Origin of the sequence: Spiroplasma endosymbiont of Tricholauxania praeusta (assembly GCF_964019535.1) — a bacterium.
Lineage (GTDB): Bacteria > Bacillota_I > Bacilli_A > Mycoplasmatales > VBWQ01 > Spiroplasma_E > Spiroplasma_E ixodetis_A.
In genome coordinates this window covers 1,115,185-1,138,544 of sequence record NZ_OZ026450.1, presented here as the reverse complement: position 1 = coordinate 1,138,544, position 23,360 = coordinate 1,115,185, and the positions used below count along the sequence as shown (strand labels likewise).

Below are 23,360 nucleotides of genomic sequence, written 5' to 3'. Positions count from 1 at the left end.
GTATAATTTTATAAACTTAATATAAGTTTATACCCATTTACTTAAGTTTTAAGGTAAAGGGTTTTTAATTAAAATAAGGAGAAAAAGGTTTTATGAATAAAAAAATTAAAAAAAGTTTTAAAAAAATATCTAAGTTAAAAAAAGTAATTAAAAATCATATAATCGATCCAACACCATCTGAAACAGTTATTGCAACTACTGTTCTTTCTGCTGCTGCTATTAGTGGTATTATAATTGGAGTTGGTGGTGCACCCGTTATTGCTCCTGTGCTTGCTGGTAGTATTATTGCGGTGGGAACGGTTTCTGCTATGACATATATAGTAGAAAAAATAAATGAATTAGAAAATAATAGTGTTATTGAAGGTAGTAAATCTCAAACAAAGAGATTAACATCAGTAATATAGATAAATTAATATCATGAAATGTTACTTTTAATATTTAATTAATAATAAAAAAATGAATAATTATTATATTCATTTTTTATTTTAAATAATAGTTAGCGTATATTCATTATTAAATTGAATTTCACCAATTGAAAATTTTACTTTAATAACATCACCTTTTGCAAAATAAGTTCCATCATTTACGGATTTACTTACTTTAACTTTAAAGTGGTCACCTTGTTTCATAAGATCAGCAATTCTTTCTCCTAAAGAATAAATTGGACTTTTTAGATAGTTTGTTAAATCTGTATCAACTAATAATTTTGATTTAGGTTGTCCAATTTTAAATTCTGGAATATCATTAAAGTTATTTAATGATATGTTAGATGTGGTTGGTAATTTAGGTAATACAAGACCATCATTTGGTTTGGATAAAATATTTAATAAATAATTGTCAGATAATTGTTTATTATTTTTTTCAAAAAATATAGTTACTGTACCACCTGTAATTATATAATCTGTATGATCTATTTTTTTATTAATTATTGGTGAGTAAGATTTAACTTTCATCTTAATGGATTGTGTATCACTATGTTTAAAAAGTCTATATTTTCCTTGACCACTAACTGCTTTTAATTTTAAAATATCAACTAAAAAGTTAGCACCATCAGCAGATTTAGCTTTAGCAGTTTCGCTATCATTTTCTAAATAAATTGCTGGCAGTAATATTGTTTAGTTGAATAGAGTTTCATTTTGTTAATTTAGTTATATTATTTTGATAGATATCTAATTTGATTGTTGAATTATTATTTGAATCTAAAAAATTAAAATCTTTTTGTACTTGTATATTCATTTTTAAATTATCATCTGATTGACATGCAATAAGTGAACTTGTACTAACTGTTGTTAAAATAACTGCTGTCATTAATTTAAATAAAGTTTTCATATTTTTCATATTTTTTCTTTCTCCTTTTAAATCTAGAAAAATTTTAGTTATTTTTAATAATTTGGTAATTAATTAAAAATAATTTTCTGATATAAATTATATATTTTTAGCACTTATTAATGATTTTCATAATAATTTTCTTTTGTTAGTGTTGTTTTAATTGGAATGGCAACCCTTTTTAGGACTGTTTTTTGGTAGACACTTGTTTTTGATAATTAACTGGAGTTAGGTAGTTTAAGGTGCTGTGAATTCTTATGTTGTTGTATCAATTGATATAATCAAATAATTCTAATTTTAATTTGATTAATGATGTAAAATTTTTATCATTAATAAATTCAGTTTTGAAAGTTTTAAAAGTTGCTTCAGCAACAGCATTGTCATAAGGACAGCCTTTTTTGCTTAAAGATCGAGTTATGTTGAATGCTAATAAAAGTTTATCAATAGTTTTATTATTAAATTCGTTACCGCGATCGCTATGAAATATTTCAATATCTTTTAAACAGCGATTTGAGTGCATAAATGCTTGATATACTAATGATGCATCTTTTTTAGTACCTACACTATGTCCAATAATTTCGCGGTTAAATAGGTCTATTAATAAGCAAATATAGTTTCACTTACCATTAACTTGAACATAAGTTAAATCACTAACAATAACTTCATTTTTAATTTTATTATTAAAGTTTCTATTAACAAGATTGGTAATTTGACTATCATTGACTTTATTATGATGATTTTTGAATGATAATTTAGTGTATTTTGATATTAAATTATGCTTATTCATAATTTGTTTAATTTTTCTGCGTGATAAATAAATTTCTTGGTTTGCTAGTATGACTTTTAATCTTCTAGTACCATAAACTTCTTTATTTTCTTTAAAAGCACTAATAACAGCTTCATCATAAATATTATTTTGATTTTTATTTTTTTTCTTTAAATTAAAATAATATGTTGATTTAGAGAGTTTTAAAAAACGACACATTGTGCGAATTTTATATTTAGATTTATTATTTGCAATAATTTCTATTTTCTGCCTATTATTAGTGCTGCTTGCTTTAAAATATCATTTTCCATTCGTAATTGTTTTAATTCTTTATTTGCTTGAATTAATTGTTTTTCTAAATCAGAAAGATTATCTTTGGTTTTAAAACTGCCTGAATTAGTAAATTGCTTAATTCATTTATAAGTAGCCGCTCTTGTAACGTTATATTCTTTAACAAGACAAGATACTGACTTGCCACTTTGATATAAAGCTACTATTTGTTTTTTAAATTCATCTGAATATGAGTTAATATTGGCCATAATTATTTTCCTTTCTTTTAACTAATTTGTGAACTTGTCTACGTAATTAGTGTCCAATAAAGTGTAACCCATCCAAATAATTTTAAAGTTGAATAAAAAAATATTTAATAAAACTGCTCAATTGAGCAGTTTTATTTTAAAAAATGTTATTTTTGAATTAAATATTTTATATAAACTTTAAATTGGTTGTTCTGGATTGACTGTAACATCTAATTCATTAGATTTACCATATAAGGTTAATGGAATAGAATAATATAGTTCGTTATTGTTAGCATACATTAAACAATTATTAGCAAATTGATTTTTATTTAATTCTGTTAGAAGCTCATAGAAATTATATGTTTGTCAACCTTTATTAACATTATCTTCTCAATAATATAAATTTCCAGAAAAAGTTGAACTCTTATCTAATTTTAAAGTTAGAATATAATCAGATTTAGTATTATTTAAAAATATATCATAATCTATGTTTACCTTTTTATGAGGTAATACATTTATTTTTTGAGATGGATTGGATGGGTTACACTTTATTGGACACTAATTACGTAGACAAGTTCACAAATTAGTTAAAAGAAAGGAAAATAATTATGGCCAATATTAACTCATATTCAGATGAATTTAAAAAACAAATAGTAGCTTTATATCAAAGTGGCAAGTCAGTATCTTGTCTTGTTAAAGAATATAACGTTACAAGAGCGGCTACTTATAAATGAATTAAGCAATTTACTAATTCAGGCAGTTTTAAAACCAAAGATAATCTTTCTGATTTAGAAAAACAATTAATTCAAGCAAATAAAGAATTAAAACAATTACGAATGGAAAATGATATTTTAAAGCAAGCAGCACTAATAATAGGCAGAAAATAGAAATTATTGCAAATAATAAATCTAAATATAAAATTCGCACAATGTGTCGTTTTTTAAAACTCTCTAAATCAACATATTATTTTAATTTAAAGAAAAAAAATAAAAATCAAAATAATATTTATGATGAAGCTGTTATTAGTGCTTTTAAAGAAAATAAAGAAGTTTATGGTACTAGAAGATTAAAAGTCATACTAGCAAACCAAGAAATTTATTTATCACGCAGAAAAATTAAACAAATTATGAATAAGCATAATTTAATATCAAAATACACTAAATTATCATTCAAAAATCATCATAATAAAGTCAATGATAGTCAAATTACCAATCTTGTTAATAGAAACTTTAATAATAAAATTAAAAATGAAGTTATTGTTAGTGATTTAACTTATGTTCAAGTTAATGGTAAGTGAAACTATATTTGCTTATTAATAGACCTATTTAACCGCGAAATTATTGGACATAGTGTAGGTACTAAAAAAGATGCATCATTAGTATATCAAGCATTTATGCACTCAAATCGCTGTTTAAAAGATATTGAAATATTTCATAGCGATCGCGGTAACGAATTTAATAATAAAACTATTGATAAACTTTTATTAGCATTCAACATAACTCGATCTTTAAGCAAAAAAGGCTGTCCTTATGACAATGCTGTTGCTGAAGCAACTTTTAAAACTTTCAAAACTGAATTTATTAATGATAAAAATTTTACATCATTAATCAAATTAAAATTAGAATTATTTGATTATATCAATTGATACAACAACATAAGAATTCACAGCACCTTAAACTACCTAACTCCAGTTAATTATCAAAAACAAGTGTCTACCAAAAAACAGTCCTAAAAAGGGTTGCCATTCCAGGATATTTTAATGTTACTGATTCAGAATTTGTATTTGTGGTACTATGACCAAAGTTAAAATTAAAGGTTGTTTCTTCAAAAGGTATTGATATTTTTTCACTTATACCAACATCATATGTATTAGTAACAGAATAAGTATTTGTTACTTCTTTATCGTATTCTTGTGTACTAAGTTGTTGTTCAAGGTTTGTATTATTTTTAAGTTCTGTTCGTTCAGAAGTTTCAAAGGTCTTAGTTAAATTTATTAATGAAATTTTATCATTTGATAAAATTTCATTATTTTTAATATTAAGTTTCATATTTTCTAATCAATAACCTTTATTTTTCATATGACCCATTACAAGAATGTCTAGAAAATTTCATATATTAAAATCAAATTCTTGTCTATAACTTAAAGTAATTTCACCTTTATAGTCACCAGTTCCTTCAATTATAGCACTTGTACTATTAATAGATCCTTTAATATTAAAATCATTAATAGTTAAAATACTAGCATCATAATTTATGCTTTTGATACCAATTAAAAGTTCCTCTTTGCTTGGAATTAAATTTTTTGCTAAAATTTTAATAAATCCTAGGTTTTGATTTGCTATAAGTAAATTTAAGTCTTTTTTCTCTTGTGTGGTTGTAATATTTATATTTATCGTTTTTTAACCCGTAAAGTTTATAGAAGTACGTAATGCAATTATTTTTATAATTAATTTTCTATTTTTAATATCAGCATCTTGTAGAGGTGTATTATTATTTTTACTAATTTTTACATCGCTTAGTTGTAAATTTGAAAATGTTTTTTTTCTTAATTTATTAATTAATTCAACTTTAAAAACTTTTACATTATTATCAAGTGTTGTAATGTCTAAGTTATTAGATAAACCTTTTAAATCTTTTTTATGTACAGGATATACTGTTCCTCCACAAGCAACTAAACTAATACTTGTTGGTGTTGCAACCATTAAAGATAATATAAATCTTAGCAGTTTTCTCATAATTATTTACCACCTTATTTTTTTCTTATTATTTTTTTTATTGTTTAAATTTTGGTAATTTATTGGGATTATCAATTTTTGAGCCAGTAGCAAAATTACTGTGTTCTATTATTTTTTTTACATTTCATTTTGAAAGGTTTTGATTGAATGATCTTGCATTAAAAAACATTTTATTCATATTTGTTACTTTAGAAGTATTTCAATTTGAAATATTTTGATTAAATGTTAAAGCATCAGCAAACATTGAATTCATATTTATTACATTTGATGTATTTCAATCTGCAAGACTTTGATTAAATGCAATGGCATTTTGAAAGATAAGACTTAAATCTGTTACTTTTGAAATGTCTCACTTTGAAATATCTTGATTGAAGACAATAGCATCTCAAAACATGTGTTTTAAAGAAGTTATTTCTGGTGGTAATTGATCTGGCACTTTTTGAATTGTTTTTGGCATTTTAACCACTTGAATTTGATTAATGATGTTTTTATAAAATCCAATTTGAACAATTTCTTTGCTATTTATATTTGATAAATCTGTTTCATTAGTTGTTATTTGTTCTCCATCTTTGTCAATATAAATTGTGTCTTGTTGAGTTTTATTAATTATATGTGCATTTTGTTGCGAACTACTATTTAAATTAACATTATTTACATTTCCAACAGTAATTGTAATTGCTAAAATACTTAATGTTGTTAATATTTTTTTCATATTATTAACACCCTCCCTCCTTTATTTTTTGTTATTATAATTTTACATGATTTTAAAAACTAGTTATTTATGTATATATCTTTTCATATATTGTTAAGTGATAGTTTAATTATATTTATAAGATTATCTGCAACTTTCGATTTAATTTTATTTAAACTTTGATATACTAAAACATAGTAAATAGTTTATAAGCAAAAGATAGGTGAATAAATAATATTATGAGTATCGATAAAAAATACATTAGAAATTTTTCAATTATTGCCCATATTGATCATGGTAAATCAACTTTGGCTGATCGTATTTTAGAATTAACTAATGCCGTTTCAAAAAGGGAAATGAAAAATCAATTGTTAGATTCACTGGATTTAGAACGTGAACGTGGCATTACAATTAAACTAAATAGTGTACAGCTTAAATATCAATCATTAGATGGTCATACTTATTTGCTTCACTTAATTGATACTCCAGGTCATGTTGACTTTACTTATGAAGTATCGCGTAGTTTAGCAGCATGTGAGGGTGCCATTTTAGTAGTTGATGCTGCTCAGGGTATTGAAGCACAAACTTTAGCAAATGTATATTTAGCATTAGATAATGACTTAGAAATTATTCCTGTTATTAATAAAATAGATTTACCAAGTGCTGAACCAGAAAAAGTTAAAGAAGAAATTGAAAAAGTATTGGGTTTACCTGCTGATTATGCGCCTTTAATTTCTGCAAAAACAGGTATTAATATTCGCGATGTTTTAGAAGCAGTTATTAAATATATTCCTTATCCAATTGATGCTGACGATAATGAACCATTACGTGCTTTAATTTTTGATTCATTATATGATAAATATCGTGGAGTGATGGCATTTATTAGAATCAAAACTGGTGTAATTAAAGTTGGTGATAAAGTAAGAATGATGTCAACTGGTGCTGAATATGAAATTACTGAATTAGGAGTACGCACACCAAAAGAAGAAAAGAGAGAAATGTTAACAGCTGGTGAAGTTGGTTGAATTAGTGGTTCAATTAAAATAATTAGTGATATTCATGTTGGTGATACGATTACTAGTGTTATTAATCCTGCTGATGCACCATTACCAGGTTATAAAACTTTAAAACCAATGGTTTATTGTGGTTTATATCCAATTGATACTAATAAATATCAAGAATTAAAGGATGCATTATATAAAATTCAATTATCGGATGCCTCATTAATTTTTACTGTTGAAACATCACAAGCATTAGGTTTTGGTTTTCGTTGTGGTTTTTTAGGGTTATTACATATGGATGTTATTCAAGAGCGTTTAGAGCGTGAATATAATTTAGTTTTAATTTCAACAGCTCCTTCTGTAATTTATGAAGTAAATTTAACTAATGGTGAAAAGTTAATAATTGATAATCCAGCAAAATGACCAACTGTGCAAACAATTAAAAGTGTAGAAGAACCATTTGTACAAGTAACAATAATGACACCAGAACAATATGTTGGTGCATTGATGCAATTATGTCAAGATAAACGCGGAACTTATTTAGATCTAAAATATGCTGATAATTTACGAAGAACTCTTATTTATAATATGCCACTGAATGAAATTGTCATTGATTTTTTTGATAAATTAAAATCAATATCAAAAGGTTATGCTTCATTAGATTATGAGTTAATTGGTTATCAGGAAAGTAAATTAGTGAAAATGGATATTTTATTAGCAGGTAATATTGTTGATGCATTATCTGTTATTGTTCATAAGGATTTTGCTTATGATCGTGGGCGTGTTTTATGTGAAAAATTAAAAAAATTAATTCCGAAACAAAATTTTGAAGTTGCTATTCAGGCTGCTATTAATAATAAAATTATTGCTCGTCAAACTGTGCAAGCAGTTAGAAAAGATGTTATTGCTAAATGTTATGGTGGTGATATTACAAGAAAAAGAAAACTTTTAGAAAAACAAAAAGAAGGAAAGAAAAAAATGAAATCGATTGGTAATGTTGAATTACCACCAGAAGCATTTCGTGCTGTTTTAAAAATAGATGAAGAAAATTAAAAAAATATATATATATTTGATTTGTATTTTTCTAAATTGAATTATTTGAAAATAAAAAAATAATTGACTTAAATAGAACAATTATTTTTTTATTTTTATAAATCATATTTTTAGATTAAAATTAGATTTCTCACAATTTTATGTTAAATATATAGTATTTTTTTTAATTCTGCAATTATTTCCATTTTAATTTTGATGTAATTTTTTTGCATTTCAATATTAATTAAATTTTCTTGAGTTTTTGACTGATTATTTTCTAAATTATTTTTAATTATTGCGTGACACTCAATTTCTCTAGAGTAATTTTTAATCATATTTTTTATGTTATTAATCATTTTATATTCCCCATTTCAAAGTTTTATAAATAATTTATTTATATTTTTGATTATATCATTTTATTTATAAAAATTATAAATAAAATGATATAATTTTCTATAATAAATCTAGTATTCATAGAAAAATAAATTAAAAGCAAGTTTAAATAAAATGATATAATAAAAAAACAATTCCCTAAGAAATTGATAAAATTTTAATTTATAATAAGTATATTAATAATAATTACTTAAATGGGGAGTAGGGGGTTATGTGAAAATTTTATTAAAAATAATTGATTGTTTGAACCCAATTTCTATTTTTAAAAGTATTAAAAAGTATATAGAAAATAGAGCTAAGATTGAAGCAAAATTAATTGATAAAGAAAAGCAAAGACAACATGAAAAAGATTTACAAGATTCTAGATTTAAACATGAATCACTTGAAAATGAAAAAGACAGAAAATTACAAAAAGAATTAGCTGAAGAAAAAACTAAAAGATTAGGGTTAATATTAGAAAATAAATTAATTATAAATAGACAAAATTATTATTTAAAACATGATAATAATCCTAAATTAGAATTAGAACTTAAAAGAAAACGAATTAAAGGTAAAAAAATAAAGTAATATTGTATTTACAAAAATATGAGGTTAAAATTGATATAATCACTCTATTGAAGGTGATTTTAAGGAGTTTTGATAATGGATTTAAATATCAATAAAAATTTAAAAACAAAAGTTTTAAATAATTTTTTAAATTTATTAGCAATTAATTTAGCAGATACTTATTTAGAAACCTTAAAAAAATATAAATCAAAAGATGTAGATGAATTAGTATTAAATTTTTTAGATCAAGTAGTTTATTTAGTGGATGAAGAAATTGATATAACAAACGTTAAAAATAGTTCTAAAATATCCAAAATGAATACTAAACAAAAAGAAAAATTTAATAATGCTTTAAGAAAAGATAATAAATATCGAAAAATGTGTTCAGTTCTTAATTTTATATATCGAGTAATAAAAGAAGAAGAAACACAAGAGCAAGTATTCAATAATATATATCATTTTTATGAAAAATCTGATGCTGAAACTTTAGAAATATTTTCTAATGATTATAAAGAAAAAGAAAAATTTGATTTTTTTAAAGAAATAAAATTAAAGTTAAAAAATAGTAATAGTTTTTTATATAAATCAAATTTACAAGCAAATATATAAGTTAATATATTTATAAAGTATCTTTAAAAACATCTCTAATATTTTATTAGAGATGTTTTATGAATAAACAAAATTAGAAATCATTTTATTTTTTTATAATTTTGCTATTAAATTTTTCAATAAGTATTACATTTTTTTAAAAAAGAACTAACTTAAAATTAGTTATTTTAAATTAGATTATTTATTTTTATATATTCCATCAGTAGTTGTTGCATAAATAGTAAAATTATTAGAATTATAAATCAATTCATTAATTGAATTAAGTTTATTTTCATAGAATAAAGTGAAGTTTTTTTCTTGATAACTTTTTCATATATTACCATCTTTATCACCAACTAAAACCCCTGTTCCAAAAGTTATTACTGTTGTATTTATTGTTTCTAAAGTTTGCTTATATGGTAAAAAATTAGCAATAGTAACACGTTTATAATAAACTTTTTTACTGTTGTTAGTAACAAAGACTGTTTCTTTATTATCAACAGCAATGCTTGTAATACCACCATCTTCTAGTTGCTCAACTAAATTAAAAGGATTACCCCCAATACTTTTAAAAATCATTCCTTCTGTATTACCGGCATAAATTAAGCCATTTTTAGTTGTTTTTAAAACTGTAATGTTACCTGTTGCCCCATCTATTTTTTCTAATTCAGTTGTTGGACTTGAATTAGTATATACCCCTTCATTTGTTCCTATATAAATATTATTTTCTTTGTCAAAAGTCATTGCTAATAATTGGTGTGAACTTAAAGTATATTTTTCAGCAAGTTGATCATTTTTAAGAATATAAACTTTTAATTCATTATTTTTTTCATTATAAGTTCCAACGTAAATTGTTCCATTAGGTGTTGTAATTAGTGATTTTATTTTATAATCATAATTAAGTAAATTTATTTCTTCAAAAGATTGACCATTGTCACTTTTATAAACAATACCTTTATTATTAACAGCATAAGTTTGCTCACCGTTAAAAGTTAAACTATTAATTTCACCAGTAGTGCCTGTCATTTTGTTAAAACTAATTTTAGAAACATTGTTTTTATTTAAAAAAGTAGTATTTTGATTGCTATTAATTATTTTATTATTTGATAATATCATCCCTAAACTTGTAACACTGGTAATTAATAATAACAATTGTTTAAATTTCATTTTCATTCCCCCTTTTTTTAAAAAATAAATTAAGATTTATCAAAAATACATTATTTTTTGTATTTGTTTTTTGGTAAATCTTAATTTAAGTTTATATTTGCAAAAAATAATATACAATAAAAAATCTAAAAAAATGTGAATTACAATTACACTTTATCAAAATTATATATGCAATATGTATTGTTTGTCTTTATTTATATTGTGATTCTTAGTTAGTTATGGTATTCTATTATGGTATTCTATATTAAAAGATGGTCTTGTAAGTGAGGTGTTTGTTATGTTAAATTTAGATTTTGTTGGACCTCACGGCATTACTGATACTTATGGTGGATGATTTCATGTTTATGCATTTGCTATTATGTCAGGTATTTTTGCTTCAATTATTGCTTCTTGAGTAAAATTTAAACGTTATCGTGTTCCTACTGATTCTTTAGCATGATCAATAATATTTATTATTCCTGCTTCATTATTTGGTGCTAGTTTTCTTGGTAAGGATGATCCTGATAAGTCAATTAGTTTTTTTGAAAAATTTGCATTTTGAAAACCAGGGATGTCTATTCATGGTGGTGTTTTATTTGGCATTATTGCTGGTGCAATTATTTTTTACTTTGTTGGTCGTAAGTATAAAATATCATTATGAATATATGGCGATTTAATTATTCCTAATATTTTATTAGGGCAGATATTAGGACGTTGAGGTAATTTCTTTAATCATGAATTACTTGGTAACGTTGTAAGTTATGATTCATTATCATGATTACCTGCTTTTATTCGTGATAATTGTTTTAAATTAATTGGTGGACCAAGTGGTAATCCCGAAACGATTAATGGTGAAATTGTTTATCGTGCACCAATATTTCTTTATGAATCAATTGCTAATTTAGGTTTATGATTAGCGATTACATTTATTGTTCCAAATCTTGGTAAATGATTTGGTAAAAAGCCATGAAAAGTGGAACCAGATAAGTTTCAATTTGATTTTAAAGATAATTTTAAATACTGAGGAAAAATAACTTTTAATCCAAAATATTGAAATAAAGTAAATAGTGATCCAAAGCATTTGACTTGAACTAAAATGTGAAATGAAGTTTACTATTATAATCAAGTACCAAAAAATGTAGTAAATAAAGCATTAGCAGAAGTCAAACCTTCTGGTAAGAAAATTAATGATTATATAAATAAAAGCAAAAAACTTTATGAAATAAATAATCCACATCATTATCGAATGATGCATGCAGGTGTTCAAATGGGACTTTACTTTTTTGGATGAAATTTAATTAGATTTATTTTAGAGTTACAGCGCCCACCAGAAGATTTATTTTTAATTAATCGTCCAATCCTTGATTATACAATTTTATTATTGATTACTTTCTTTGGTCTGTTTCTAGCAATATTTGCACAATTTGTTGCAGCAAAATATTTACGTAGCGAAGGATGAACATATGAAAAAGAATATTAATAATATTCTTTTTTATTATTAAAATAATTATTATAACAGAAAATAAGCTATTAAATAGATAATATTAATTAGATTTGGTGTTTTTGTTATAATATTTATATACTAATGTATGAGGTGAAATTAGTGTTAGCAGTAGTAAGTGATGATAGTAGTACTAATACCATTAAGTTTTTAGGTTTTGAGATTCCAATTACTACTTTTTTATATTCAATGGGTGGGTTAGCACTTTTGATTTTTCTGTTATTATTATCAATTTTATTAATAATGTATTTACGCAAAAGGATTTCTATTAAAGGATACTTAAGTTTAGAAGAAAAAGATTATCAATTTGAAGATAAAATTTTGGAAATTGAACATGAAATTGCCAAATTACAAAGAAAATTTTATTCAAGTAAACATATTTCTAAAAAGACAAAAAAATATTTTAACTAATTAAATGTAGGTGATGTATATGTCTAAAATAAAATTTAAATTATTTGATAAATTTTTTTCACAAAAAAATAGGTTATCAGATAAAGAAGATTATCAAAAATCAACTAATAATAACACTTATTTTAGCAATGTTGTACCACCAATTAATAAAAATAAAGAAAATATTCATAATTCTGATTTTAATGAAAACGATTATAATGAAAAAAAATATGATGGTAAAAATATACAAGTTACTAGTTCTTATATAATACCTTTACAAGAAAAAAAGACAGTGCCGATCAATGAAAACTTTACTAAAGAAAAAGATATGTATTATGATCAACCACAAACATTTAATACTATGGAAATAGTTAGTTATAAAAATAGTTTTAAAATTCCAAAACCAATTAGCAGAGAAATTAAATCAGAGAAGCTAAAACAATTGATTTTATTATTTATTGGTGTTATGACATTAATTATTGCTTCAACTTTTATTGGTTTATATTTTGGTATGATTAACATAAAAATTATTCCTCATCCTGTAATTACTATTCCATTAGCAATTATTGCTCTTACTATTATTTTGATTAATATTATTGAATTTGTGACATTAAGAAGAGAAGTGGATTTATATATTGAAAGAACACTAAAAGGATCGCTATTACCTCCTAATTTTATAATTAGAAATTATCGTAAAATTCATGCTAACTTGATAATTATTAATTGAATAAGTATTAGTAGTTATATTGTTCTTGGTATTATTATTGGCATTATGTTTTTGATTAGTGGTCAGAAATTAACTTTTATTATTCAAAAATGAACAGTTAATGTTCCTGATATTATTAAAGATGCAATAACATTAACAATTATTTTAGGTGTTATTTTCTTTATTCATATGATTAATATTGTTATTTTTAAATTTCGTAAACGTAATATTATAAGTTATTATGGCTATGAAATTATTAATCCACAAGAGTTAAATCAGTACAAAAAAAAGATAAATAGAATATGTATGATTATTACTATTGGTTTTACTGCTTTAATATTTTTTGCAATTGTTATTCCAATATTTGTATTAAAAAGAAGAAAGAAAAAGTAGTTATTATTTATAATATATATATATATATATATAGCTAACGAAAGTAATGTTTACTCATATCTTGAAAAACAAAATCAATCGCGTTTTTAATATTTGGTCAATAATTTGGTAATATTTTTCTTATATTATGTTTTATAGCAAATCAAAAATGTTCAATTGGATTTAAATTAGGAGAATATGGTGGAAGAAATAATAGTTTGCATCCAACATTTTCAATTAATTGTTTTGTTGCTTTAGATTTATGAAACGTCGCATTATCTAAAATTATAATTTGTCCACACTTTAATACTGGAATTAGTATATTTTTAACATATGATTCAAAAATTTTACTATTGCAATGTCCTTCAAATGCTCATAGAGCTTTTAATTTACCTTTATTTAGTGCACCAATTATACTCATTCTCTTTATTTTATATGCAGGTTTATTATCAAATAATCTTTTACCTTTTTCAGACCAACCATATTTATAAAATTCATTATCATCAATTCCAGATTCATCAATATATACCAAATCTTCATTCATTATTTTCGCTATTTCTTTTAAAAAATCTTCTTGTTTATTTTTATCTCTTTGTTCATATAGAAAAGTTTTTTTTATATGTATAATTTAGTTTTTTGAAATAGTTATAAACTGTTTCTTTTGTCATATCACCAAATTTTTCAATTACTTTTTGAACTGTAACATCTTTATTTTCTGCTAAATAATTTTTTAATTCATCTAAATCCTTTATTTTGTGGCTATGTCCTTTTTGATAATTCAAAATTGGTTTTATATTTCCGGTTTTTTGCTTTCTTTTTCTTCATAAAAATAAAGTCTTTCTAGTGATATTGAACACTTTACAAATTTCTTTAATTTTCATGTTTTTACTTTCATAAACTTCTATTACTTTTCTTCGTAAGTCCTCACTGTATGGTTTTGGCATAATTTAATCTTCCTAATCTATTTTAATTATTGCTGAATTATACTTGTAAGTGCAAGAATTGTTTAAATTACATATTATTATTTTACATTATTTATGAGTAAACATTACTTTCGTTAGCTATATATAGTAATAATCATTTTTATAAGGTGTTAATTATGTCAAAAAATTTAAATAAATGAGGAAGAGAAACAATTACTTTCAATGAATTCCAAAATAAAAAATGTCAATTTAAAAGTTGTGAAGAAAATATTTTTAGTCATAGTTTAGATTTAAATTATTTTAAAAAAATGATTTCTGAACATTTAACAAATTTAAATAAATTAGAACAAGAACAAGAGTTATTTAAATTTAGTAACTCTATATATGCATCTGATTTTTGCAAAAATCATTTATTTGAAATATATTTTTCTTATTTAACTAAACTTAAGATTATTGATTTTTTAATTCCTCGTTCAAATAAAATAATAGAGTCATGATTTTTTGATTTTTTAATATATAATCAAACTAATGATGAATGATTAAGATGTTACCATGATAATAAAGGTATTGACATTTTAAAACCTAGTTTGATAAAAATAATTCCTGATGATTTTTTTCAAATAAATAATAGTGAAATTAAGTGATTTAATGAATCTAATCATTATTTAGGAATTCCTATTAAAATAAGAAAGAATTATATTTTATAGGTACTACAAAAGAACAAGGTAGATTAAATGGCCCAGATTTTATTTTAGAAAATATAAATAATAAAAAAACATTAGGACTTGAAATTGTTGAATTAAATCCTGTGTTGTTTGTTTTTCCTAATGAGTAAGAGATTTTGAAAAAGTTGGTAAAAAGTTAGATAAACAAATTAATGAACAAAAAGGTGGAAATTTTTATAGAAATTGAATTAATTTAATTAAAATAGTTGAAGATAAAATTAATAAGTGAAAAAAATTTCAAAAAACTGATGAAAAGGCAATTGGAATAATATTAAATAATTCAGTTCCCGATATTTGATATTATATTTTTGAAATATCTTTAAAATTTTCCAAATTTAATAATGAAATTGATTATTTTTTTATTCTTTAAAACAAAATTATTTTTTTTATTTTGAAATGATTATTTTAGTAAATTTATTTTTTATGAAAGCAATAAAAGAATTTTAGAAAACAATTATTAGTAGATGAAATTAATGATTATAGATTGACATATTATAATAAAAGTTACCTAATGGTAACTTTTATTATAATTAAATTTTTAAATATGATTACTTCCATAAGAAGGTAAATCAATTATTGCTCATTCATCTTCATCATTTATTGCTTCTTTTGCATCATCTAACATATCATATTCTTCTTCAACATTTTTGCTATTGTTATTATCTAAAATTATTTGATTAATTTTAGTTGCATTATCTAATGTCATATTACATTCATATTTACTTATATTACTTGCTTCATTATTTACTAGATTGTTTGAGTCTAATGTAGTTTTTTCTTTATATTCATCTAAATATTTTTTTCATTTTCATTTTTTTCTATTACTTTTATATTTAATTCTTGTTTTTTATTTTTGTAAAAATTTCATGAATAGTAACCAATTCCACCAGCAAGACACACTAATCCCACTGTAAGAGGATTATTTGGAAGTATTGATTTTAATAAATTAGAAAGTATTTCAGAATTAATTTCGCTCTCATTTGTGTTTAAAAATTTCATTTTTATGTTCCTTTCAAATCAAAATAAAAACCTATTTATTTACAAAAATAAATAGGATAAAAACTTATATTAAATTTTTACTAAATAAATATAGCATAATTTATATATTAATTGTTAATAAGTTATTTAAAATTTTGGGAGCGTACCGATGTTGTCAATAATATTCAAATTTGTCTTAAAATTATAAAGTTAGACAAGAATAATTTTGACTTCAATATGCAATTGTAAGTTAATCTTAACACTTGTAAAATATTAGTCAACAATAATACTTACTTTTTGTCATTATTTAGTGATAATTTCCTATTAGTTATCGAGTAAAAATTTCCCAAAAGTGAAGTTAAATATACTTGGTGATAAAAATGGAAAGAAGCATGACTATGAAAGAAAAATATAAGTACAAAATTATAAATGATATTATTATTAATAAATTATCTAAACATCAAGCCAAGAATAAACTTAATCTAACTATTAGAAGAATTAACCAATTAATTCAAATTTTTAATAGAGAAGGTAAAGTTGGTTTTATTCATAAATCTCGCAATACAATTTCTAATAAGGCAACAAATTTTGAAATCAAAATTAAGATTATCAACTTGTATAAAACAAAATATTATAATTTTAATTTTCAACATTTTCATGAGAAATTAATGAATGAAGAAAAAATTAAAATTTCATATAGCACACTTTATACTATATTAATCAAAGAAAAAATTACTTCACCAAAAAGACATAAAAATAAAAAAAATAACTTACATCCAACAAGAAATCGAAGAACAAATTTTGGTGAATTAATTCAAATGGATGCAAGTAATCATCATTGATTTGGTAACGATAAACCAAAATCATTTTTACATGCTGCAATTGATGATGCTACAGGAAATATTGTTGGACTATGATTTGATCATCAAGAAACATTAGATGGTTATTATAATGTTTTTTATCAAATTTTAACTAATTATGGCATACCAAAAACATTTTATACTGATAATAGAACAGTTTTTGGATATAAGAAAAAAATTGATTCAGGTAAAATAAACACAGAAAATGACACTTATACTCAATTCCAAAAATGCTGTAATGATTTGGGTGTTGAAATAATTAGAACTTCAATTCCACAAGCTAAAGGTAGAATTGAACGTTTATTTGGAACACTTCAAAGTCGATTAATTAGTGAATTACGACTTAATAAAATTAAAACATTAGATGAAGCTAATCAATTTCTCAAAATGTACATAAACGTTTTTAATAAACAGTTTGCCTTTCCTATTGATGATAATAAATCTGCTATGGTTAAAGCTCCTACACAAGAAGAAATAAATATTTATCTTTCAAGATTTTCTAAAAGAAAAACAGATAGTGGTTCAACTATAACATATTATGGTAAAAAATATTTTCCTTATAAAAATAACAAAGTTCAATACATACAATCTCGAATTGATGTAATTGTACTTAAATCGTTTATTAATGAATTATATCTTAGTTACAATAATCAAATATATGAACTAAAAGAAATAGCACTAAAACCAATTATTAAAGACAACTTGATAAAAACTAAAAAAGTTTATATACCCAATAAAAATCATCCTTGAAGATATGGATATCAATAATTCCTAATTAAAGTTATATAAGATTTACATTTTTTGAATACTAAACCATATAAATTTTTAAAATGTTTGTATATGAGCAAATTTGGTGCTTTAAAATTGATTTTAAAGATATAAAGAGATTACAAATTCAATATCTTCCTCTTTTACATTTTTTTGTGATTTTCTACTAGAACTTTGACTTTTGCTTGTTGAAGCTTCACTGTTTACTTTTGATTTGTCTTTTTGAAATCCAAGAGCATTAGTAACTCTTTTTTTATTTTTTTCTAGTATTTTATAAAATACTAGAAAAAAAGAACTTTCATTGTTAATTGAAAAAATTTAGGCAAAAAAAGCACGATTATTATATCCACTAGTTGAAGGTTGATTTGTCAACTCCATTGAATTTATTTATTCTTTTTCAAGTTCTTTTAATAAATTTTTTTTATTGTTATTTATTTTACAATTATAAATACAATAACCAATAATAATTGATGTTGTAATTAATCCATAACCAATAAAACCTGTTGTTGGTCAAAAATAATCTGACTCATAAAAATTAGTTAAATAATTTTTAATATTTGTTCATATATCTTTTTTTGTTTCAAAAAGTTCAGTACTAGTATTATTAGCATTATTAGTTTGATTATTGAAATTTGTCATTTCAGTTGTTGTTATTTTATTGAATATTTTTGATACAGGAGTTGAGATTACCGATGGTAAAGTAGTTATGTTATTAATAATTACCGATAGCATACTATCATTTCATGAATTGGTCTCCATATAAACTATCCTTTCAAAATAAAAACCTATTTGTTTAAAAATAAAACAATGGGTTAAAAACTATATTTAGTTTTTAACAATATTATAATTAATAAATTTTTAAATATTAAATATTTCTATATTATAAAAAATAGAAACTAAAATTTTCAGGATTATTTAAAATTTGTGTATTTTACTGAAATAGTTTAAATTTCCCAAAATAATTTAGTTTTTTTGATAAGTATTTTGGGAAATTTTCACTCGATATTGACACAATAATACTTACTTTTATAACTCAAAAATTCTTATTAAAGTAAACTTTAATAAGTTTTGTTTTATTTTTAGTTATTTTTGAATTTAAGTTTTAATTTATAATAACTGGATGGCAGTATTTATTTGATAACATTTAAAATTAACCATTTTTGTATACATATCAATGTTATAGGTTCTATCACCAATCATTTTTTTTAAAATTTGTTTAATATTAGTTTCAGTAAAGCAACCAATATTTTCAACTAGTGCTTGGTTTAATACACCATCTTTTGCATTAATAAAATAACCAACTTTTAATTTTTTATATTGCAAAGTTAATGATTGTAAAAAATCAATTAATTCATAATATTGACCTTTTTCAAATAAAGTTATTGCATTTTGATAGTGTAATTTAGCAATTTTATTTTTTCTTCTTCCGGCCATTATTCCAAGAAATAAAACATGAAAAGCATGGAATTTATCTAAAATAAATTTAGCATTTAAAATTTTAGCAGTTTTTCTAATTCATTTTGCACTATCTCCACAAACTACTAAATTTGCTTGGTCAAAGTTTTCAAAAAATAAATTACCATATTTTTCAATTAATTTTGCAGTTTTTTCTGCACCAATTTCTGTTTTTGATACTCTTATTTTACAAACTGCTCTTTTATTAATTAATTTTCCATTTTTCTTTTTACTAGTACACATTACTATTAATCTCATCGAACATTTTTTACAATTTTTAGTATTGTGTTTTTCATTAAACTTAAATTTTCGATGACCATCATCAATATTTACATATAAATTTTGATTTGGTTGTAATGGTATTTTGGGAATATTTGCTTTTGGTAATTCAAATTTTTGATATGTTCTACAAACTGTACTATTACTTATTAAATCTTCAATAAAAGTATCACAAACATCACGATATTTTTTATCATCAGCAAAATATTTTAAAATTTGTTTAATAACGTTAGGTGCAAGTTTACTATATTTTTTAACACCAAGATAGTTATCTAATAATGATACGTACTCCATTTTTTGTGTTTTTGTGTTATAATGTGTACAAATACGTCGTTTATAAGTTAATAAACCTTTTTTTGTTTTTAATTTTCGTTGTCTAAATCTATATAATTTATATTCAGATTTATCACATATACTTCATAAATAATCATCTATTTTTGAAAATAGTTCTTCTGTTTGTTTTAAACTTAATTCATCTTGATTAAAATCGTGTTTGTTTCAATCAAAATGATTAGGAAATGGTAATATAAACATTTTTAATGTTCCTTTCTAAATTTTTGTTTGTTAATAATTTAATTTTAATTTTTTTTAAAAATAAGGGAGTAAATATGGCTTTTATTAGTAGTTATGCACAATTAAATAAAAAATATAATCTTAATTTTAGTGATAATAATTATGGTTTTAGTTGAGATATTTTTAAAAAATTTGTTGGTGATGAATGAGCAGAATATTTTACTACTAATTGTTTTTATCGTTTTGTTCCAACAGCACGTGGAACAAGAAAAACTTGAAACTGTTTAGCATTTGATTTATTTATATGTTGTAATTTTAGAGATAGTAGTGTTCAAGAAGTAAGAAGATATGAAAATACTCATAGTGAAACTACAATTGGTGCTTTAATGAATGTTTGTCAAGTTTTATTAGATACATATAATATTAATTTATTACCTAATAATCCACATGGCATTAAATGAAAAATTACTAAGGATGGGGGATGTATTATCTTTCCAAGTAATCAACAAATTGACTTTATTGGTTATGCTAATGGTAATAAGATTTTTGGAAAAGAAGCAGGTGGTTCAAGTTTTTTAGGTTCAAGAACAGATGAAATTATTATGGCAGAAGAAAAAGAAACATTAACTGAAAAGCAATTAACATATCGATATGAACATTTACAAAACTCTATGTTTAGAAGTAATCGTATTAAAGTATCTGGATGGGTTACACTTTATTGGACACTAATTACGTAGACAAGTTCACAAATTAGTTAAAAGAAAGGAAAATAATTATGGCCAATATTAACTCATATTCAGATGAATTTAAAAAACAAATAGTAGCTTTATATCAAAGTGGCAAGTCAGTATCTTGTCTTGTTAAAGAATATAACGTTACAAGAGCGGCTACTTATAAATGAATTAAGCAATTTACTAATTCAGGCAGTTTTAAAACCAAAGATAATCTTTCTGATTTAGAAAAACAATTAATTCAAGCAAATAAAGAATTAAAACAATTACGAATGGAAAATGATATTTTAAAGCAAGCAGCACTAATAATAGGCAGAAAATAGAAATTATTGCAAATAATAAATCTAAATATAAAATTCGCACAATGTGTCGTTTTTTAAAACTCTCTAAATCAACATATTATTTTAATTTAAAGAAAAAAAATAAAAATCAAAATAATATTTATGATGAAGCTGTTATTAGTGCTTTTAAAGAAAATAAAGAAGTTTATGGTACTAGAAGATTAAAAGTCATACTAGCAAACCAAGAAATTTATTTATCACGCAGAAAAATTAAACAAATTATGAATAAGCATAATTTAATATCAAAATACACTAAATTATCATTCAAAAATCATCATAATAAAGTCAATGATAGTCAAATTACCAATCTTGTTAATAGAAACTTTAATAATAAAATTAAAAATGAAGTTATTGTTAGTGATTTAACTTATGTTCAAGTTAATGGTAAGTGAAACTATATTTGCTTATTAATAGACCTATTTAACCGCGAAATTATTGGACATAGTGTAGGTACTAAAAAAGATGCATCATTAGTATATCAAGCATTTATGCACTCAAATCGCTGTTTAAAAGATATTGAAATATTTCATAGCGATCGCGGTAACGAATTTAATAATAAAACTATTGATAAACTTTTATTAGCATTCAACATAACTCGATCTTTAAGCAAAAAAGGCTGTCCTTATGACAATGCTGTTGCTGAAGCAACTTTTAAAACTTTCAAAACTGAATTTATTAATGATAAAAATTTTACATCATTAATCAAATTAAAATTAGAATTATTTGATTATATCAATTGATACAACAACATAAGAATTCACAGCACCTTAAACTACCTAACTCCAGTTAATTATCAAAAACAAGTGTCTACCAAAAAACAGTCCTAAAAAGGGTTGCCATTCCACAAATGAATCTATTAAAGAGTGAAGTTGAACATTTATTGATAAAAATGTATATAGTTCTACCTTTGGACAAAAGATTACTCGTTATTTTTATAAAAGTTTTTTCATTACTTTTACATGTAATCCATACGATAAATACCATCCATTTTATTTAAAGTATTGCACGCCATTTTTACCATTAAATGATAAAGTGATGGAAAATCTTAAAAAAGTTGGCAAAATTTATTATGAAAATCAAGATATGTTTAGTGGGTTAGGTTTATTTGTTTTAAGATTTACTATTCAACCATTTTGAAATAAATTACCAGATATTCAAAAAAGAACATTATTAGAAATGAAAAAAAGTAATCCAGATGAATTTAATACTGTTTATTATGGTTTTGAATTTTTAGATAGTGATGCAACAATTTTTCCATTTCAAAAAACAGTAAAATATTGACAACCATATGATTTAAAACAATTTTATAATCAAGAAAAAGATATGTATAAATTCGATTTTTATAGTATTGGTATTGATTGAGCCACGGGACCAAAAGACCATACTGTATTTATTGTAGTTGGTTTTAAAGAGTATAATAATACTGGTTATTATGACCCTTATATTATTTGTGAATTAGTAGTTACTCCAAATGATTTTATAAATGAAAATGAAAAAATTAATGCTTATGTTAATGAAATTTTAGGATTAATAGATAATTTTGAAAATTTCCAACAAGCAATTTATTTTTATGATGATAAAGCAAGAACAGCAATAGATTGATTAAATCAAAAATTAATAGATGAACATAATACTATTTTAATAACACAAACTGCTATTAAACATGCTTCAAATTTAAATCAAGAAGCAGGATTAACAAATAGAGTAGTTTGAATGAGAAATATTATGAGTTATGGAAACTTTTATGCAAATAAAGATGATTTATCAAAAACAACTCAATGTTTAGAAGAATTACGTTATGATGACACAAAAACTAACATTCCTGACAAAAATATGTACCAAGATCCTTATGATGCATTATTTTATGCACTATATCCATATAAAAATGTAATTAGAGGTAAAAATAATGCTACTGTGAAAAAAAGTATCTTCAGATTTGCTATATAATAAACAAGTTTAATATTATTAATAGTATAGGTATTACAAAATAAACGCCTTTAATTTAGGAGTTATTTTGTGTTTAAAAGCATACTTGTAAAAATAATCAAAAATAGTACAATTTAAAAGTAAAATTAA

General features: G+C 22.9%; 28 protein-coding genes. 14 read left to right on the top strand and 14 right to left on the bottom strand.

Going from position 1 to position 23,360, the window contains the following annotated elements; genetic code table 4:
* Positions 1–92 precede the first annotated feature (92 nt).
* Positions 93–404: a hypothetical protein gene (locus tag AACK96_RS06235; protein ID WP_338973923.1), complete on the top strand. Its 312-nt coding sequence runs from the start codon at positions 93–95 to the stop codon at positions 402–404.
* Between the two features lie 81 nt (positions 405–485).
* Here AACK96_RS06235 and AACK96_RS06230 read toward each other — a convergent pair whose 3' ends face one another.
* Positions 486–953 (bottom strand): hypothetical protein, encoded by a 468-nt coding sequence (locus AACK96_RS06230; protein WP_338973921.1) that lies wholly within the window; start codon positions 951–953, stop codon positions 486–488.
* 4 nt (positions 954–957) lie between these two features.
* Here AACK96_RS06230 and AACK96_RS06225 point away from each other — a divergent pair, with 4 nt between their 5' ends.
* Positions 958–1,095: a hypothetical protein gene (locus AACK96_RS06225; RefSeq protein ID WP_338973920.1), complete on the top strand. Its 138-nt coding sequence runs from the start codon at positions 958–960 to the stop codon at positions 1,093–1,095.
* On the opposite strand, the gene AACK96_RS06220 is transcribed toward AACK96_RS06225, so the two are convergent.
* Positions 1,078–1,338: a hypothetical protein gene (locus AACK96_RS06220; RefSeq protein WP_338973918.1), complete on the bottom strand. Its 261-nt coding sequence runs from the start codon at positions 1,336–1,338 to the stop codon at positions 1,078–1,080. The two genes, AACK96_RS06225 and AACK96_RS06220, sit on opposite strands and share 18 nt — an antisense overlap.
* A gap of 169 nt (positions 1,339–1,507) precedes the next feature.
* Positions 1,508–2,631 (bottom strand): IS3 family transposase gene (locus tag AACK96_RS06215; protein WP_338973306.1). Its coding sequence is split into 2 segments (ribosomal slippage): positions 1,508–2,388 and positions 2,388–2,631, totalling 1,125 coding nucleotides; the frame shifts between segments, so codons are not numbered across the junction.
* A gap of 587 nt (positions 2,632–3,218) precedes the next feature.
* Here AACK96_RS06215 and AACK96_RS06210 point away from each other — a divergent pair.
* A protein-coding gene (locus AACK96_RS06210) for an IS3 family transposase (protein WP_338973306.1) occupies positions 3,219–4,342 on the top strand; the annotation gives its coding sequence in 2 pieces (ribosomal slippage) (positions 3,219–3,462 and positions 3,462–4,342; 1,125 coding nt in all).
* Here AACK96_RS06210 and AACK96_RS06205 read toward each other — a convergent pair.
* From AACK96_RS06205 to AACK96_RS06195, 3 genes are all read right to left on the bottom strand, one after another.
* Entirely contained in the window at positions 4,323–4,697 is a 375-nt protein-coding gene (locus AACK96_RS06205) for an ETX/MTX2 family pore-forming toxin (RefSeq protein WP_338973915.1), read from the bottom strand. The two genes, AACK96_RS06210 and AACK96_RS06205, sit on opposite strands and share 20 nt — an antisense overlap.
* A 312-nt stretch (positions 4,698–5,009) precedes the next feature.
* On the bottom strand, positions 5,010–5,345 hold the full coding sequence (locus AACK96_RS06200) for a hypothetical protein (RefSeq protein ID WP_338973914.1): 336 nt from the start codon (positions 5,343–5,345) through the stop codon (positions 5,010–5,012).
* 37 nt (positions 5,346–5,382) lie between these two features.
* A complete protein-coding gene (locus AACK96_RS06195) occupies positions 5,383–6,057 on the bottom strand; it encodes a BspA family leucine-rich repeat surface protein (RefSeq protein ID WP_338973913.1) in 675 nt (224 codons plus the stop codon).
* Positions 6,058–6,281: 224 nt separating this feature from the next.
* On the opposite strand from AACK96_RS06195, the gene lepA reads away from it, so the two are divergent.
* Entirely contained in the window at positions 6,282–8,090 is a 1,809-nt protein-coding gene (lepA, locus tag AACK96_RS06190) for a translation elongation factor 4 (protein WP_422397334.1), read from the top strand.
* A 143-nt stretch (positions 8,091–8,233) separates the two neighbouring features.
* Here the strand turns inward: lepA and AACK96_RS06185 are convergent, their stop codons facing one another.
* The gene (locus AACK96_RS06185; RefSeq protein ID WP_338973909.1) at positions 8,234–8,425 is read right to left on the bottom strand and encodes a hypothetical protein; all 192 of its coding nucleotides are present in this window, start codon (positions 8,423–8,425) and stop codon (positions 8,234–8,236) included.
* A 250-nt stretch (positions 8,426–8,675) separates the two neighbouring features.
* Between AACK96_RS06185 and AACK96_RS06180 the strand changes: the two genes are divergently transcribed.
* Positions 8,676–9,029 (top strand): hypothetical protein, encoded by a 354-nt coding sequence (locus AACK96_RS06180; RefSeq protein ID WP_338973908.1) that lies wholly within the window; start codon positions 8,676–8,678, stop codon positions 9,027–9,029.
* 75 nt (positions 9,030–9,104) lie between these two features.
* Positions 9,105–9,617, top strand: coding sequence for a hypothetical protein (locus AACK96_RS06175; protein WP_252320984.1), 513 nt, complete (start codon positions 9,105–9,107; stop codon positions 9,615–9,617).
* Between the two features lie 177 nt (positions 9,618–9,794).
* Here AACK96_RS06175 and AACK96_RS06170 read toward each other — a convergent pair whose 3' ends face one another.
* Positions 9,795–10,763 carry a hypothetical protein gene (locus AACK96_RS06170; protein WP_338973905.1) on the bottom strand — a complete coding sequence of 323 codons (969 nt, stop codon included), beginning with the start codon at positions 10,761–10,763 and terminating at the stop codon, positions 9,795–9,797.
* A 277-nt stretch (positions 10,764–11,040) separates the two neighbouring features.
* On the opposite strand from AACK96_RS06170, the gene AACK96_RS06165 reads away from it, so the two are divergent.
* From AACK96_RS06165 to AACK96_RS06155, 3 genes are all read left to right on the top strand, one after another.
* A complete protein-coding gene (locus AACK96_RS06165) occupies positions 11,041–12,222 on the top strand; it encodes a prolipoprotein diacylglyceryl transferase (protein WP_338973903.1) in 1,182 nt (393 codons plus the stop codon).
* 123 nt (positions 12,223–12,345) lie between these two features.
* The gene (locus AACK96_RS06160; RefSeq protein WP_174480536.1) at positions 12,346–12,654 is read left to right on the top strand and encodes a hypothetical protein; all 309 of its coding nucleotides are present in this window, start codon (positions 12,346–12,348) and stop codon (positions 12,652–12,654) included.
* A gap of 19 nt (positions 12,655–12,673) precedes the next feature.
* Positions 12,674–13,732 (top strand): MSC_0882 family membrane protein, encoded by a 1,059-nt coding sequence (locus AACK96_RS06155; protein ID WP_338973901.1) that lies wholly within the window; start codon positions 12,674–12,676, stop codon positions 13,730–13,732.
* A gap of 34 nt (positions 13,733–13,766) precedes the next feature.
* Here the strand turns inward: AACK96_RS06155 and AACK96_RS06150 are convergent, their stop codons facing one another.
* Together AACK96_RS06150 and AACK96_RS06145 are read right to left on the bottom strand one after the other, a co-directional pair.
* Entirely contained in the window at positions 13,767–14,267 is a 501-nt protein-coding gene (locus AACK96_RS06150; protein ID WP_338975147.1) for an IS630 family transposase, read from the bottom strand.
* 28 nt (positions 14,268–14,295) lie between these two features.
* Positions 14,296–14,655: a helix-turn-helix domain-containing protein gene (locus AACK96_RS06145; RefSeq protein WP_338973555.1), complete on the bottom strand. Its 360-nt coding sequence runs from the start codon at positions 14,653–14,655 to the stop codon at positions 14,296–14,298.
* A gap of 155 nt (positions 14,656–14,810) precedes the next feature.
* Between AACK96_RS06145 and AACK96_RS06140 the strand changes: the two genes are divergently transcribed.
* A complete protein-coding gene (locus AACK96_RS06140) occupies positions 14,811–15,341 on the top strand; it encodes a hypothetical protein (protein ID WP_338973899.1) in 531 nt (176 codons plus the stop codon).
* Between the two features lie 556 nt (positions 15,342–15,897).
* Here the strand turns inward: AACK96_RS06140 and AACK96_RS06135 are convergent.
* Positions 15,898–16,065, bottom strand: a complete 168-nt coding sequence (locus AACK96_RS06135; RefSeq protein WP_338973897.1) for a hypothetical protein — start codon at positions 16,063–16,065, stop codon at positions 15,898–15,900.
* Positions 16,066–16,148: 83 nt separating this feature from the next.
* Entirely contained in the window at positions 16,149–16,358 is a 210-nt protein-coding gene (locus AACK96_RS06130) for a hypothetical protein (RefSeq protein WP_338973895.1), read from the bottom strand.
* 359 nt (positions 16,359–16,717) lie between these two features.
* Here AACK96_RS06130 and AACK96_RS06125 point away from each other — a divergent pair, with 359 nt between their 5' ends.
* Positions 16,718–17,965: an ISNCY family transposase gene (locus AACK96_RS06125; RefSeq protein WP_338973446.1), complete on the top strand. Its 1,248-nt coding sequence runs from the start codon at positions 16,718–16,720 to the stop codon at positions 17,963–17,965.
* 387 nt (positions 17,966–18,352) lie between these two features.
* Here the strand turns inward: AACK96_RS06125 and AACK96_RS06120 are convergent, their stop codons facing one another.
* Positions 18,353–18,697 (bottom strand): hypothetical protein, encoded by a 345-nt coding sequence (locus AACK96_RS06120; protein ID WP_338973702.1) that lies wholly within the window; start codon positions 18,695–18,697, stop codon positions 18,353–18,355.
* A gap of 375 nt (positions 18,698–19,072) precedes the next feature.
* Positions 19,073–20,233, bottom strand: a complete 1,161-nt coding sequence (locus AACK96_RS06115) for an Mbov_0401 family ICE element transposase-like protein (protein WP_338973893.1) — start codon at positions 20,231–20,233, stop codon at positions 19,073–19,075.
* Positions 20,234–20,307: 74 nt separating this feature from the next.
* Between AACK96_RS06115 and AACK96_RS06110 the strand changes: the two genes are divergently transcribed.
* From AACK96_RS06110 to AACK96_RS06100, 3 genes are all read left to right on the top strand, one after another.
* Positions 20,308–20,949, top strand: coding sequence for a hypothetical protein (locus tag AACK96_RS06110; RefSeq protein ID WP_338973891.1), 642 nt, complete (start codon positions 20,308–20,310; stop codon positions 20,947–20,949).
* A gap of 38 nt (positions 20,950–20,987) precedes the next feature.
* Positions 20,988–22,111 (top strand): IS3 family transposase gene (locus tag AACK96_RS06105; RefSeq protein WP_338973306.1). Its coding sequence is split into 2 segments (ribosomal slippage): positions 20,988–21,231 and positions 21,231–22,111, totalling 1,125 coding nucleotides; the frame shifts between segments, so codons are not numbered across the junction.
* 208 nt (positions 22,112–22,319) lie between these two features.
* Positions 22,320–23,231, top strand: a complete 912-nt coding sequence (locus AACK96_RS06100; protein WP_338973890.1) for a hypothetical protein — start codon at positions 22,320–22,322, stop codon at positions 23,229–23,231.
* Positions 23,232–23,360 lie beyond the last annotated feature (129 nt).